Annotated in this window: 12 protein-coding genes, 3 tRNA genes, 1 pseudogene and 1 riboswitch; of the genes and pseudogenes, 10 read left to right on the top strand and 6 right to left on the bottom strand. The window is 70.3% G+C overall.

The genetic code is table 11. The features are described from left to right. Positions 1 to 104: 104 nt before the first annotated feature. The 3 genes from N5079_RS03460 to N5079_RS03450 all read left to right on the top strand — a co-directional run bounded on the left by N5079_RS03460 (position 105) and on the right by N5079_RS03450 (position 4,379). Complete coding sequence (locus N5079_RS03460; RefSeq protein WP_261581894.1) at positions 105 to 2,534, top strand: molybdopterin oxidoreductase family protein; 2,430 nt, start codon at positions 105 to 107, stop codon at positions 2,532 to 2,534. 3 nt (positions 2,535 to 2,537) lie between these two features. Next, a complete protein-coding gene (locus N5079_RS03455; protein WP_261581893.1) occupies positions 2,538 to 2,996 on the top strand; it encodes a hypothetical protein in 459 nt (152 codons plus the stop codon). Between the two features lie 120 nt (positions 2,997 to 3,116). Further along, entirely contained in the window at positions 3,117 to 4,379 is a 1,263-nt protein-coding gene (locus N5079_RS03450; protein ID WP_261581892.1) for an MFS transporter, read from the top strand. A gap of 96 nt (positions 4,380 to 4,475) precedes the next feature. Here the strand turns inward: N5079_RS03450 and N5079_RS03445 are convergent, their stop codons facing one another. Then, positions 4,476 to 4,799: a hypothetical protein gene (locus N5079_RS03445; RefSeq protein WP_261581891.1), complete on the bottom strand. Its 324-nt coding sequence runs from the start codon at positions 4,797 to 4,799 to the stop codon at positions 4,476 to 4,478. Positions 4,800 to 4,802: 3 nt separating this feature from the next. On the opposite strand from N5079_RS03445, the gene N5079_RS03440 reads away from it, so the two are divergent. Next, positions 4,803 to 4,949, top strand: a complete 147-nt coding sequence (locus N5079_RS03440) for a hypothetical protein (protein ID WP_261581890.1) — start codon at positions 4,803 to 4,805, stop codon at positions 4,947 to 4,949. On the opposite strand, the pseudogene N5079_RS35445 reads toward N5079_RS03440, so the two are convergent. The 5 genes and pseudogenes from N5079_RS35445 to N5079_RS03420 form a co-directional block, all read right to left on the bottom strand. Then, positions 4,896 to 5,006 (bottom strand): annotated as a pseudogene (locus tag N5079_RS35445) (hypothetical protein); the annotation flags it as partial. The gene N5079_RS03440 and the pseudogene N5079_RS35445 sit on opposite strands and share 54 nt — an antisense overlap. A gap of 38 nt (positions 5,007 to 5,044) precedes the next feature. Then, the gene (locus N5079_RS03435) at positions 5,045 to 5,206 is read right to left on the bottom strand and encodes a hypothetical protein (protein ID WP_261581889.1); all 162 of its coding nucleotides are present in this window, start codon (positions 5,204 to 5,206) and stop codon (positions 5,045 to 5,047) included. A gap of 211 nt (positions 5,207 to 5,417) precedes the next feature. Further along, a tRNA-Val gene (locus N5079_RS03430) sits at positions 5,418 to 5,489 on the bottom strand. 22 nt (positions 5,490 to 5,511) lie between these two features. Beyond that, positions 5,512 to 5,583: transfer RNA gene (locus N5079_RS03425), tRNA-Gly, on the bottom strand. A gap of 78 nt (positions 5,584 to 5,661) precedes the next feature. After that, positions 5,662 to 5,732: transfer RNA gene (locus tag N5079_RS03420), tRNA-Cys, on the bottom strand. A 236-nt stretch (positions 5,733 to 5,968) separates the two neighbouring features. On the opposite strand from N5079_RS03420, the gene N5079_RS03415 reads away from it, so the two are divergent. The 6 genes from N5079_RS03415 to N5079_RS03390 all read left to right on the top strand — a co-directional run bounded on the left by N5079_RS03415 (position 5,969) and on the right by N5079_RS03390 (position 14,116). Then, positions 5,969 to 6,187: a hypothetical protein gene (locus N5079_RS03415; RefSeq protein ID WP_315967784.1), complete on the top strand. Its 219-nt coding sequence runs from the start codon at positions 5,969 to 5,971 to the stop codon at positions 6,185 to 6,187. 8 nt (positions 6,188 to 6,195) lie between these two features. Then, positions 6,196 to 8,013, top strand: coding sequence for a glutamine--fructose-6-phosphate transaminase (isomerizing) (glmS, locus tag N5079_RS03410; protein WP_261581886.1), 1,818 nt, complete (start codon positions 6,196 to 6,198; stop codon positions 8,011 to 8,013). A 100-nt stretch (positions 8,014 to 8,113) separates the two neighbouring features. Then, on the top strand, positions 8,114 to 9,079 hold the full coding sequence (locus tag N5079_RS03405; protein ID WP_261581885.1) for a tripartite tricarboxylate transporter substrate-binding protein: 966 nt from the start codon (positions 8,114 to 8,116) through the stop codon (positions 9,077 to 9,079). A gap of 44 nt (positions 9,080 to 9,123) precedes the next feature. Continuing rightward, positions 9,124 to 9,341: riboswitch (cobalamin riboswitch) on the top strand. 118 nt (positions 9,342 to 9,459) lie between these two features. Continuing rightward, positions 9,460 to 11,643 (top strand): ribonucleoside-diphosphate reductase subunit alpha, encoded by a 2,184-nt coding sequence (locus N5079_RS03400; RefSeq protein ID WP_261581884.1) that lies wholly within the window; start codon positions 9,460 to 9,462, stop codon positions 11,641 to 11,643. Positions 11,644 to 11,916: 273 nt separating this feature from the next. Beyond that, entirely contained in the window at positions 11,917 to 12,915 is a 999-nt protein-coding gene (locus tag N5079_RS03395) for a ribonucleotide-diphosphate reductase subunit beta (protein WP_261581883.1), read from the top strand. Between the two features lie 28 nt (positions 12,916 to 12,943). Further along, a complete protein-coding gene (locus N5079_RS03390; protein WP_261581882.1) occupies positions 12,944 to 14,116 on the top strand; it encodes a mechanosensitive ion channel family protein in 1,173 nt (390 codons plus the stop codon). Positions 14,117 to 14,318 lie beyond the last annotated feature (202 nt).

Genomic DNA, 14,318 nt, shown 5'->3' with positions numbered 1-14,318 from the left:
AGTATCCGAAAAGAAACCCGTCAGTTCGGTCGGCTTCCGTGCCCAGGGGTGCGCCGCGGGGTACGGGGAGCGTCGTTCACACCATGTGACCGGGGAGGTGCCAGGTGCCGGACCCGATCGCCGACCCCTGGGGGCGGCGTACGCCGTACGGACCTCCCGGCGGGGTGGAACGGCTGGCCGCGGCCTTGCCGGGACGCCTCCGGGACGCGCTGCCCGCCGAGCTGGGCCTCGGCAGTCCCTGGCCCGTGAGAGTGGACACGTTACTCGACGACGGCCTCACCGAGGCCGACGCCGACGGGTGGGTGCAGGGCGTCTCCTTCCTGCACTCCGGAGGCGACGCGCTCGACTTCGCGGTCAGGGACGGCCGTCTCGTGGGGCTGCGCGGCAGGGCCGCCGACCGGATCAACCACGGCCGGCTCGACCCGAGGGAGACGTACGGCCGGCCCCCGGGAGCCGGCCGGGGGGAACGGGCCCGGCTGACCCGCCCGCTGGTCAGGGAGGGCGGCGAGCTGGTGGAGACCGACTGGGACACCGCCATGGGGCGGGTCGTCGCCCGCTCGAAGGAGTTGCTCGACGCGCCCGGAGGCTGGGGCCGGTTCGGCTTCTACACCAGCGGGCGGCTGTTCCTCGAGGAGCACTACACCCTCGCCGTCCTGGCCAGGGCCGGGATCGGCACGCCGCACCTGGACGGCAACACCCGCGTCTGCGCGGCGACCGCGGCCGCCGCGCTGAAGGCCAGCTTCGGGGCCGACGGGCAGCCCGGCTCCTTCACGGACATCGACCACTGCGACACGATCGCGCTGTGGGGCCACAACGTGGCCGGCACCCACACGGTGCTGTGGGAGCGGATGCTCGACCGCCGCCACGGGCCACGGCCGCCCGTGATGATCGCCGTCGATCCGGACGACACGCCGCCGGCGCGGGAGGCCGACGTGCACCTGGCCGTCCGTCCCGGCACGAACGTGGCGCTGATGAACGCCCTCCTCCACGAGCTGATCGCGAACAACCGGTACGACGCCGCCTACGTCGGGAACCACACCCTCGGCTTCGCGGAGCTGTGCCGGGTCGTGGAGGCCTATCCCGCCAAGCGGGCCGCCGACATCTGCGCCGTCCCCGCGGGGCTGATCGAGCAGGCCGCCGAGATCCTCGGCTCGTGCGAGCGGCTGGTGTCGAGCGTGCTGCGCGGCTTCTACCAATCCAACCAGGGGACCGCCGCCGCGTGCCAGGTGAACAACCTCCACCTGCTGCGCGGCATGCTCGGCCGGCCGGGGGCCGGCGTCTTCCAGATGGCGGGGCAGCCGTCCGCGCACAACGCGCGGGAGACCGGCACGGGGGGCGACCTCCCCGGAATGCGCAACTGGGAGAACCCCGAGCACGTGCGCGACCTCGGGGCGCTCTGGAACGTCGACCCCGTCTGGGGGCCGCCGACCCACGCCCTGCAGATCTTCCGGTACGCCGAGCAGGGCTCCATCAACCTGCTGTGGATCGCGGCGGCCGACCCGGCGGCCTCGCTCCCGCACCTCGACAGGGTCCGCCGGACCCTCGCCGGGGAGGACCTGTTCGTCGTCGTCCAGGACCTGTTCCTGACCGAGACCGCGCGGCTCGCCGACGTGGTGCTCCCGGCCGCGACGTGGGGGGAGAAGCTCGGCACCCTCACCAGCGCCGACCGCACGGTGCACATCTGCGAGAAAGCCGTGGAGCCGCCCGGCGACGCCCGCCCCGACCTCGACATCTTCCTCGACTACGCCCACCGGATGGACTTCTGCGACAGGGACGGCGCGCCGCTGATCCGATGGCACGACCCCGAGTCGGCGTTCGAGGCGTGGAAGGCCTGCTCGAAGGGCCGCCCGTGCGACTACACCGGCATCACCTACGACCGGCTGCGCGGCGGCAGCGGCATCCAGTGGCCCTGCACGCCGTCGACGCCGCACGGCACCGAGCGCCTGTACGCCGGGGGGCTGTTCGCCACCGACCCGTCCGAGTGCCAGACGTACGGGTACGACCTGGCAACGGGCGCCGAGTGGGGCACGGAACGCTACCGCGCGAAGGACCCGCGCGGCCGCGCCTTCCTCCACGCGGCCGACTACCGGCCCTCCGCCGAGGTGACGGGGGAGGGCTATCCGCTGCTGTTCGTCACCGGCCGGGCCGTCTGCCTGTTCCCGGCTCCGGCCCCGGCGCCCGAGCCCGGCGACGCGGCCCGGGAGCCCTGGGTGGAGGTGAACTCCCAAGACGCCGCCGCGCTGGGTATCGGCGACGGCGACCTCGTGCGGGTGGAGTCGCGGCACTCGGCCCTGGAGGCGCCCGCCCGTGTGCGCGGAACACGGCCCGGCGTCGTCTTCATGCCGTTCGACCCCGGCATGGCGCGGGCAGCGGACGAGTTGACGGTCACGGGCTGGGACCCGGTGTCCAAACAGCCGATCTTCAACGTCGCCGCCGTCCGGGTCACGAAGGTGTCCGGCGTGAACGCCGGGGCAGGAGGCATGGCGGAGGACCTCGGGTCCCTTGAGGGTTCCGAACGCCTAGAGGAGGTGTGACCGATGCACCTCGCCCACTACCTGCGGCTGCTCCACCGTTCCCAGAACGCGCTGGCCGAGGCGTTCCGCGAGATCAGGCGCGGCCACCCGCACGAGCCCGACATGTACGGCGTCTGCGAGTGCCTGGCCGTACAGTGCGGGGAGCAGGCGAGGCGGCTGGAGCCGTTCGTCCGGCGTTACTCGGCCGGGGCCTGCGAGGAGCCCGAGCGGCTGCACTCCGCGCTCTTCTCGGGCACGCGGCCCGGCGGTCTCGGGCTGCTGCGCGACCTGCACGACCTCTACCTCCTGGCGACCGAATGCGAGATCGCCTGGTCGATCGTCGCGCAGGGGGCCCAGGGCGCCCGGGACGAGGAACTGCTGGAGGTCGTGCGCCACTGCGGGGGAGACACCGCCGTTCAGTTGCTGTGGCTTCGCACCAGAATGAGACACGTCGCCCCGCAGGCCCTCGTCGTCGCATCCTGATATGGCGCCTGGCCTTCAGTCAGGGCGTCACCTGGTAGCGAACAGCCGTTGTGCCGCCCGGCGAGGCGCGCCTACGGTGTGGCCGGGAAGATCTCTCCATGGGGACGGGGACGGGGGCCGTTGGCGGAGAACACCTCGGGGGACACCTCAGGGCCGACCGCGAGGGCGTCCTCCCGCTCCTTGTGGGGGAACCGCGGCTTCACCGTGTTCCTGGGCGCGCAGACCCTCTCGGTCGTGGGCGACTCCTTCTCGGCGGTGGCGCTGCCGCTGCTCGTCTTCCACGCGACGGGCTCCGTCGTGCAGATGGGCCTCGTGACGGGTCTCGCAGGCGCGGCGGCGATCGTCGCGGGGATCTTCGCCGGGGTGCTGGCCGACCGGGTGAACCGGCGGCGTCTCCTGATCGTCTGCGACGCCGGCCGGGCGCTGCTGTACGCGCTCATACCGCTCGCGTGGGTGTTCGCCCCGCAGGTGTGGCTGATCTATGTCGTCGTGCCGCTCGGCGCCGCCATCGGCATGGTCTTCCAGGTCACGTACGTAGCCGTGGTGCCCGCGCTCGTCGACGAAGGCCAGATCATGGCGGCCAACAGCCGTCTCTACGGGTCCTACGCAGTGGCGAGCGTCGCGGGGCCCGCGCTCGGCGGGCTGGTCTCGGCGGCGTTCGGCCCCGCCGCCGCGATCGCGATAGACGCGGGAAGTTTCGCCGTCTCGGCCGTCGGCCTCTGCTTCGTCCGCCCGCGCGTGAGGGTCACGCCGGCCGCGCCCGCGACGGTGTGGCGGGACTTCCTGGTGGGTGCGCGGTTCCTGTGGCGGCATCCGGTCCTGCGGGCCCTGACCGTGCTGCTGTCGTTCCTCACCTTCGTCACCTACGGCCTGCCGGACGTGCTGATCTACCACCTCAAGCACGACCTCGGGCAGCCCGACAACGTCGCCGGGTATGTGCTGGCGGTGGCGACGACCGGGACCGTCGCGGCCGCTCTCCTCATATCGCCGGTCCGCAGGACGCTCGGGTTCGGCGTGGCCTGGATCGGGTCCTACGCGCTGTGCGGGCTCGCCCTCTCCTTCCTCGGGCTCGCCGCGAACGTCCCCATGGTCGCGGTGCTGGCGACGGCCTATCTCTTCTCCACGGGCGCGGCCGGGATCGCCTCCATGTCCTTACGGCAGGAGGTCACCCCCGACCACCTGCTGGGACGGGTCACGTCGGCGTTCTGGACCGTTCACTCGGCCCTGGGGCCGCTCGGCGCGGCCCTGCTCACCTGGGCGGCCGGCCGTTACAGCGTGGCGGCCGTGTGCCTGGCGGCCGGGATCGGCTGCCTGGCCATCGCCCTGTCCGCCACGGCGACCCCCATCCGCCGCCCCCGCCCCGAACTCCCCGACCCCGCCTGAAGTTGGCGTAGATAGGAACGGCATATCTGTTTTCCGCCGCCGCTGATTGCTCAAATGACCGTATGAGCGACCGACGGTTGTTATGGCACTTGCTCTTCACGTACGCGCCGTGGTCAGCACATGGCCGAAGCCGAGTTGAGCGGGGTCGTTCTCGGTACGGCGGGCCACGTCGAGCAGCAGGGTGCGTCGTGCGGGGTCGTCGAGCCAGTCCTCGGCGTACAGGGCGAAGACTCCTTCGAGGGCGTATTGCGTGGCGCCGGGCAGTCCGGCCTCGGCGAACTCGCCGAGGACTTCCTGGGGGTCGTGGAAGTAGGCGGTGGTGAACCCGACGTCGCCGTTGCCAGGCAGGACGCCGGTGTGGGCCGACTGGTCGGCCGCCTGCCGCACCTGCTCATCCTGGTAGCGGCCCAGACGGATCATGTCGTGGACGGCGGCCCAGCGGGCGATGGTGGCGGTGACGACGAGACCGTCCGGACGTACCGCCCGCCGGGCCTCGGTCAGCGCGGTGATCCGGTCGGTACGGTCGATCAGGTGGTAGAGCGGGCCGAGCAGCAGGACGACGTCGACTGAGGAGTCCGGGACGTCGAGGCGCCGGGCGTCACCGAGCCGGGCCGTGACGCCGGGCAGCCGGGAAGCCTGCTGGACGTGGAGCGGAACCGGATCGATCAGCTCGACCTGATGGCCGGCGGCAGGAGGCGGCGCAGTACGTCCTGGGTGCGCCAGAACTCCAGCCTGTTCCTGCCGCTCCGGAGGCGGCCGTCCTCGCGGCCCTGAAGGTAGTAGTCGAGGATCTCCGGCGCGAATCCGTTGGATGGCATCGACGTCATGGTCGGCATTCTGGGCAGATGCGCATAAGGAGATCAATCGAATAAGCGCCGGGCGGAGGCCCGGCAGGCGAGACTCGGCCGCGCCTTACGGAATCTGATCGAGCGGGACAAGCCGGTCTGACCGTTTCCCTAGGACGTCTTGCCTAGGACGTCCTTGGTCGACGACCTGGAAAGCAGAAAGTCCCAGGCCGTTGACCTGGGACTTCTTGAGTGGACGATACTGGGATTGAACCAGTGACCTCTTCCGTGTCAGGGAAGCGCTCTCCCGCTGAGCTAATCGTCCGTGCGGTCGTGCTCGTACTGCGAGCGGAAGACGGGATTCGAACCCGCGACCCTCACCTTGGCAAGGTGATGCTCTACCACTGAGCCACTTCCGCGTTGTCGTCCGGGTGAATCCCCGGCGACGCATGACTTACTTTAGCGGATCCGGCAGTGTGCCCGCGCCGGTCCGTCAGAGGTGGAGACGGGATTTGAACCCGTGTACGCGGCTTTGCAGGCCGCTGCCTCGCCTCTCGGCCACTCCACCAGGTGCTCGACCACTCTAACGCCCGTGCGGTCCGCTCCCGGCAACGAGCAGACCAAGATCCGCTCCGGAAGAACGCGTGCTTCCATACCGGGGGGTGGCATCACTTCGCGTCTGTTCCTGCCCGAATACGGGCAAGAAACTTGATAATCGGCGTCCACGCTGCGTTAGGGTCCTGGTCTGTGTCCACGGCACGGCATCCCTTTGAAGATCTGATCGGTCATCTCACCAGGACCACCATGCTCGGCCCCGGTGAGGCGGCACGTGTGGTCGCCGACGTTCTGGCGTACTTCGCCGAGCCCGTCGACGAGTACGTGCGGCGGCGCCATGGCGAGCTCAAGTTGAGGGGGTTCACCAACGACGAGATCTTTCCAAGGATCTCCGCCGAGCTTTCGGGAAGGCGTGTCGCGGCACCGGAGCTGTCCCTGCGCCAGCTCCGCCGGATCGTTTACGGATAGGAGCGGATATGTGCGGAATCGTCGCTTACGTCGGGCCACAGGACGCGGCGCCCATCCTGCTCGAAGGCCTCCAGCGCCTTGAGTACCGCGGCTACGACTCGGCGGGCCTCGCCGTCGTCAACTCCAAGAGCCTGAGGACGCGCAAGGTCAAGGGCCGGGTGGCCGACCTGGCGGCAGCCGTACCGTCCCGGTTCAAGGGCACGCTCGGCATTGGGCACACCCGCTGGGCCACGCACGGGGCCCCGAGCGACGTCAACGCACACCCCCACCTCGACCACGAGCAGCGCATCGCGGTCGTCCACAACGGCATCATCGAGAACGCCGACGAGCTGCGCCGCCGCCTGGAGGCCGACGGGGTCGTCTTCGACAGCGAGACCGACACCGAGGTCCTCTCCCACCTGATCGGGCGCACCGTCAGGGAGACCGAGTCGCTGGAGGAGGCGGTCCGCAGGGCGCTGAAGAGCGTCGTCGGCACGTACGGCATCGCGGTCGTGGACGCGCAGCGCCCCGGCGAGATTGTGGTCGCCCGCAACGGCAGCCCGATCGTCCTCGGCATCGGCGAGAAGGAGATGTTCGCGGCGTCCGACGTCGCCGCGCTGATCCGCTACACCCGGCAGGTCGTCCACCTGGAGGACGGCGAGCTCGCGGTCCTCAAGGCGGACGGCTTCCACACGTTCACGAGCGACGCGCGGGAGACCGCGAAGGAGCCGTTCACCGTCGACTGGGACGCCGGCCACTACGACAACGGCGGCTACGAGCACTATCTCCTCAAGGAGATCTCCGAGCAGCCCGACACGGTCGCCCGCACGCTGCGCGGCCGCGTCGACGACCGGTTCCACATCGCCCACCTCGGCGGGCTCAACATGGACCCGCGCGAGTCCCGCTCGTTCCGCCGCGTGAAGATCATCGGCTGCGGCTCGGCCTACTACTCGGGCCAGATCGGCGCCCAGCTCATCGAGGAGCTGGCCCGCATCCCCGCCGACGCGGAGCCGGCGTCGGAGTTCCGCTACCGCAGCCCGGTGGTCGAGCCCGACACGCTGTATGTCGCGATCAGCCAGTCGGGGGAGACCTACGACACGCTCGCGGCCGTCCAGGAGCTCAAGCGCAAGGGCGGCCGGGTGCTCGGCATCGTCAACACGGTCGGCAGCGCGATCGCCCGCGAGTGCGACGGCGGCGTCTACCTCCACGCGGGCCCCGAGGTCTCGGTCGCCTCGACCAAGGCGTTCACCTCGACCACGGTCGCGTTCGCGCTGCTCGCGCTCCACCTGGGCCGTGTCAGGGACCTGTCCCCGGCCGACGGCAGGCGGATCTGCGAGGGGCTCAGGAAGCTGCCCGAGCAGATCAAGGAGATCCTCACCCAGGAGGAGCAGATCAGGGCGCTCGCGATGAAGTACGCCGACGCGCCCGGCATGATGTTCGTCGGCCGGGTCAGGGGCTACCCGGTGGCACGCGAGGGCGCCCAGAAGCTCAAGGAGATCTCGTACGTCCACGCGGAGGCGTATCCGGCGAGCGAGCTCAAGCACGGCCCGCTCGCGCTCATCAGTCCCGAGCTTCCGACGGTCGCGATCGTCCCGGACGACGAGCTGCTCGACAAGAACCTGACCACGCTCGGGGAGATCCGGGCCCGGCACGGGCGCATCCTGATGGTCGGTCACCGGACCGCCGACGCGGCGGACGACTGCGTCGTGGTCCCGAAGAACGAGAACGAGCTCGACCCGATCCTGCTCACGATCCCGCTGCAGCTCTTCGCCTACCACGCCGCCGTGGCCCTCGGCCGCGACGTCGACCGGCCCCGCAACCTGGCCAAGAGCGTCACCGTGGAGTGAGCCCTAGGTCCTGAAAGATCCCAAAAGCCGGAAATATGGTCACATGGCGTAATTAGTCGTACTCTGTCCGTATCGGGGGCTTCTGGGGGAGGGTGCCGACGTGCGACGCCGTGCGGTTCTCGTGCTGGGGGCGGGCGTGGCGGCCCTCGCGGCCGGGTGCGGGACGGACGGCCCGCCCTTGCAGGGTGACATCTCCCTCGTCGTCCCGGGGTCCGCCGGCAACCTGTGCGACGGCTTCGCCCGCGAGCTGAAGGCGTTCATAGAGGGCCGCAAGTGGGCGCGCAGGGTGGACATCAGGAGCCGGCAGAGCGACGGCGGGAGCGGGACGCCGTCCGTCGCGCGGTTCGTCGCGGCGGGGCGCCGGGGCGACCTGATGGTCGCGGATCCCGCCCTCATCGCCGTCGCGGCGATGGACCGAGCCCGGCCCTTCGCCGTCGGCGCGTCGCCCCTCGCCCGGCTGGCCGGCCAGTGGGAGGTGCTCGTCACCTCGCCGGACTCCCGGTTCCGGACGTTCGACGACTTCGCCGCCGCGCTGCTCCGCGACCCGTCCGGGCCCAAGGTCGCGGGCGGGGCCCCGGGCGGGGCCGACCACCTGCTCTACGGACTGACCGCCCAGGGGCTCGGCGTGGACCTGCGGCTGCTTCACTACACCTCCTTCGGAGACTGCCCTCAGGCGGTCGCCGCGATGCTGGACGGCCGGGCGTCGATCGGGTTCGGCGGCCACGGGGAGGTCGCCCGGCACATCCGGGCCGGGCGGCTCCGGCCGCTGGCCGTCTCGTCGCCGGAGCGCCTGGCCGGGGTGGACGCGCCGACCCTGGTCGAATCCGGGGTGCGCCTCGTCTACGCCAACTGGTTCGGCCTGCTCGGCCCCGGCACGCTGCGAGACCGGGAGCGCGACGCGCTGCTCGATCTCTGCCGGGCCGTGGACGGCTCGCCCTCCTGGCGGCGGGCGTGCGCCCGTAACGGCTGGACGCCGATGTGCCTCGCCGGGGACGACTTCCGGCAGTGGCTCACCAACGAGGCCGGCCGTACCAAGCAGGTTCTCGGCGACCTGGGGCTGATGTGACGGACACAACCTGTAGGGGTTGTTGCGTCGCATGGCACTAGATGTAGGATCCACACGTTGCTGGTTCACCTCAGGGTGAGGCAAGAGGGAACCCGGTGCGAGTCCGGGACTGCCCCGCAGCGGTGAGCGGGAACGACCGCCGTCAACCGAGCACTGGGCGCGATGAGACGCGCCTGGGAAGCGACGGCCAGTAGGACCGGAAGGCGAGAGCCGTACCGGATGCCCGCGAGTCCGAAGACCTGCCGGCGACGTGCGCGCGGAGCTCGCGCGCACTCCGCCGGGCCTCGCGGGAGGGTCCGCCGCGGTACGGCACGGCGCCGCCGTGCTCGTGCCGAGGTGTGCCCGTCTCACGATGCCCTTGAGTTCGCGAGGGAGAGCACGTGACACAGACGACGATCGCGGATCCGCGGCAGAGCCGGTGGCTGGCGATCGAGGAGGCGGCGGCCGGCGTCGTCACCGACCCGGAGAACTCCAAGGTCGCGGCTCGGCTGCTGGGCAGCCTGATCGCGGACGAGGTGGCCGCGCACGGGGTGCGGAGCTTCTCGGAGTCGGTCGCCGCGACGCACGAGGCGGGACTCCTGCACGACGGGATCGCCGGATTCGTGGCGGCCAACGCGGCGGAGCTCGACGCGCTGATCGACCCGGAGGCGGACGGCCGGTTCGAGTACTTCGGCCTGCGGACGGTCTACGACCGCTACCTGCTGCGGCACCCGGTCACGCGTGGCGTGCTGGAGCGGCCCCAGCACTTCCTCCTGCGAGTGGCCTGCGGGCTGTCGTCCTCGGTGGGCGAGGCGGCGGAGCTCTACCGCCTGATGTCGACGCTGGCGTATCTCCCCAGCTCGCCCACGCTGTTCAACTCGGGCGCGCGCAGGCAGCAGCTCTCGTCGTGCTTCCTGCTCGACTCGCCGCGCGACGAGCTGGAGGGCATCTACGAGAGGTACGCCCAGGTGGCGCGGCTGTCGAAGTACGCGGGCGGGATCGGCGTCTCGTGGACCCGGGTCCGGTCGCGGGGCTCCCTCATCCGGGGCACGAACGGGCTCTCCAACGGCATCGTGCCCTGGCTGCGGACCCTGGACGCCTCGGTCGCGGCGGTGAACCAGGGCGGCCGTCGCAAGGGCGCGGCCTGCGTCTACCTGGAGACCTGGCACGCGGACATCGAGGAGTTCCTGGAACTGCGGGACAACACGGGCGAGGACGCCCGGCGCACGCACAACCTCAACCTGGCCAACTGGGTGCCGGACGAGTTCATGCGCCGGGTCGAGGCCGACGGGGTGTGGTCGCTGTTCGACCCCAAGGAGGCGCCCGAGCTGACCGACCTGTGGGGCGCCGACTTCGACCGGAAATATCGCGAGCTGGAGGACTCCGGGCGGTTCGTCCGGCAGGTCTCCGCGCGGGCGCTGTACGCCCGGATGATGCGGACGCTCGCCCAGACCGGCAATGGCTGGATGACCTTCAAGGACGCCGCCAACCGCACCTCGAACCAGACCGCGCTGCCGCGCAACGTCATCCACCTGTCCAACCTCTGCACCGAGATCCTCGAGGTGACGAGCGACGCCGAGACGGCCGTGTGCAACCTCGGCTCGGTCAACCTCGCCGCGCACCTCACCGCGGGGGATCTCGACTGGGCGCGGCTCCGCGCCACAGTGCGCACCGCCGTACGGTTCCTTGACCGGACGATCGACCTGGGCTTCTATCCCACGCCGCAGGCCGAGGACGCCAACCGGAGGTGGCGCCCCATCGGTCTCGGCGTGATGGGCCTGGCGGACGTGTTCTTCGCGCTGCGCCTGCCGTTCGACTCGCCGGAGGCGCTGGCGCTGTCGACGAGGATCGCCGAGGAGATCGCGCTCGCGGCGTACGGCACGTCGGCCGATCTGGCGGCGGAGCGGGGGCGCCATCCGTCCTACGAGGAGACCCGGGCCTCGGACGGCGTGCTCCACCTGGACCACTACCCCTGCGCGCCGCGGCATCCCGGCGAGTGGGCCGCGCTGCGGGCCAGGATCGCCGAGACCGGCCTGCGGAACTCGCTCATGATCGCCATCGCGCCGACGGCCACGATCGCGTCCATCGCCGGCTGCTACGAGTGCATCGAGCCGCAGGTGTCGAACGTCTTCAAGCGGGAGACCCTGTCCGGAGAGTTCCTCCAGGTCAACCGCTATCTCGTCCGTGACCTCCAGGCCCGGGGGCTGTGGACCCAGGCCATGCGCGACGCCATCAAGCGGGCGGACGGCTCCGTGCGGGACATCCCCGGCATCCCGGAGGAGCTGCGGGCGCTCTACCGGACCGCCTGGGAGCTGCCGCAGAAGGCGCTCATCGACCTGGCCGCGGCGCGGCAGCCGTACATCGACCAGGCGCAGTCGCTGAACCTCTTCATGGCCACCCCGACGATCGGCAAGCTCTCGTCGATGTACGCCTACGCGTGGCGGTCGGGCCTGAAGACGACCTATTACCTCCGTTCGCGCCCCGCGACGCGGATCGCCCAGACGACGGTGTCCGTGCCGGCCGTCGAGGCCGAGGCGATCGCCTGTTCCCTCGAAAACCCCGAGACCTGCGAAGCGTGCCAATAACTCCGCGTGATCATGCAGACATTCCCGCGAAGGTCGGCTGACCTGCGCCAACCATGCGCGTGATCATGCGCGCCTTCCCGCGAACGCCGGGTGCGCTGGGGTTGCCCCATTCGTGATCATGCAGCTCCCCGGCAGTGCATGATCGCGTACGGCATGTGCGCCGGTAGACCTGCATGGTCGGGACTCTCTGCATGATCACGATTGGGGTCGGCGCAGGTCATGCCGGATGCGCGGGAACCTGTGCATGATCACCTCCAGAGGAAGGGAGAAAAGATGATGTTGCTCGATCCGGGAATGGACCTGACCTTGCGGCCCATGCGGTATCCGGAGTTCTACGAGCGGTTCCGCGCGGCGATCAGGAACACGTGGACCGTGGAGGAGGTGGACCTCCACTCCGACCTGGCCGATCTGGCGAGGCTCAACGACGGCGAACGGCATCTGATCAACCGGCTCGTGGCGTTCTTCGCCACCGGTGACTCGATCGTGGCCAACAACCTCGTGCTCAACCTCTACCAGCACGTCAACGCCCCCGAGGCGCGGCTATATCTCAGCAGGCAGCTGTTCGAGGAGGCGGTGCACGTCCAGTTCTACCTGACCCTCCTCGACACCTACCTGCCCGACCACGACGAGCGGGCCAAGGCGTTCGCCGCCGTGGAGCACATCCCCTCGATCCGGGACAAGGCCGAGTTCTGCTTCCGGTGGATCGACTCGATCAACGGGCTCGACCGCCTCCTGACGAGAGACGACCGGCGGCGGTTCCTGCTCAACCTGATCTGCTTCGCGGCCTGCATCGAGGGCCTGTTCTTCTACGGCGCCTTCGCCTACGTCTACTGGCTCCGCTCCCGCGGCCTCCTCGGGGGCCTGGCCACGGGGACCAACTGGGTGTTCCGCGACGAGTCCATGCACATGGAGTTCGCCTTCGACGTCGTGGACACCGTGCGGCGCGAGGAGCCCGGCCTCTTCGACGACGACCTCGGCGAGCAGGTCACCCTGATGATCGAGGAGGCGGTCGCCGCCGAGCTGGCCTTCGCCCGCGATCTCTGCGGCGACGGGCTGCACGGCATGAGCGCGGAGCAGATGCGGCAGTACCTCGAATACGTCGCCGACCAGCGGCTCGCCCGGCTCGGCCTGCCCATCCGGTACGGCACGGCCAACCCGTTCGCCTTCATGGAGCTCCAGGACGTCCAGGAGCTGGCGAACTTCTTCGAGCGCAGGGTCTCCGCCTATCAGGTCGCCGTCGAGGGGGACGTCAGCTTCGACGAGTCGTTCTAAAGGCGCATAAGAGGGCAAAGGGACCACCATGACGACGAAGGGGGGCGCCGTCCTGTCGGCCGCGTGGAATTCCGAAGCCCTGTGGGATTGGGGCACCCTGTGGGATTGGGGAGTCATGGCGATCGCCGTCGTCGCCGCGATCATCGCGGTGGAGCTCATCAGGCGAGTGCTGAAATCGCGACTCATCGGGGAGCGATGGGCGCTCGCCGGCCCGGTCGTGCGCCGGTGCACCTGGCCGGGGTTCGCCACGGCCGTGCTGGTGACCGCCAACGCCGTCTACACGCCGGACATGTCCCTGCCCGCGGCCCACGGCCTTCTCCAGCACCTGTTCACGCTGCTGCTGATCACCTGCGTGACGTGGCTCGTCATCCAGGCGGCCTACGCCGTCACCGACGTCGTCCTGGACCGCCTGCTGCACGTCCAGGGCGAGCGCAACCGCCGGGCCCGCCGGATCCGCACCCAGATCACCTTGGTCCGCCGGATCTCGGCGGCCGTGGTGGTGATCGTCGCCCTGGGCGCCATGCTGTTCACCTTCCCCCAGGTGCGGGCCCTCGGGGCGGGGCTCCTGGCGTCCGCCGGGATCGCCGGAGTGGTGGCCGGTGTCGCGGCCCAGTCCACGCTGGGCAACATGCTGGCCGGGCTGCAGCTCGCCTTCAGCGACGCGATCCGCCTCGACGACGTGGTCGTCGTCGAGGACGAATGGGGCCGCATCGAGGAACTGACCCTCACCTACGTGGCCCTCCGGCTGTGGGACGAGCGGCGGCTCATCCTCCCGGTGTCCTACTTCACCACCAACCCGTTCGAGAACTGGACGCGGCACGAGAGCCGGATCCTCGGCAGCGTCTACCTCCGCGTGGACTGGTCCGTCCCGGTCGAGGAGCTCCGCACGGAGCTCTACCACGCTCTGCGGGCCAACCCGCTCTGGGACCAGAAGGATTGGACCCTCCAGGTCACCGACATCACACCGGCCGGGCTCGTCGAGCTGCGCGCGCTGATGAGCGCCGCCGACTCGCCGAGCGCCTGGGACCTGCGGTGCGACATCCGCGAGCACCTCGTCACGTTCATCCGCGAGAAGTACCCGGAGACCATCCCCCGGCTCCGCGTGGAGGAGACGCGGATCGAGGAGTCACCGTCCACGCCCGGCCGCACTCAGGTCGGCACGAACCTCAGCCGCCGGGCCACCTCGCTACCGTCCAGCTGACTCAACTCGGGTAGATCAGGGCAAGCTATTCGTTGTTTTGGGCTCCGGGCGCCGCAGTGCTCCTCTTCTCGGGCAACGACAGGCCGAGTCGGGCCGGAGCGGCTTGGGCCAGGTCGGCTTCGGAAAGAGGCGCATCCACTTCGCGGATGCGCCTCGCCGGGGTCTTCCGTGCTCTGAAGGGCTCGTCGTGTTACACAGGCTG

It is taken from the genome of Planotetraspora sp. A-T 1434 (assembly GCF_025420585.1).
GTDB lineage: Bacteria > Actinomycetota > Actinomycetes > Streptosporangiales > Streptosporangiaceae > JAOEGB01.
The sequence above is the reverse complement of the archived record's forward strand: the minus strand, read 5'-3'. Positions and strand labels throughout refer to the sequence as shown.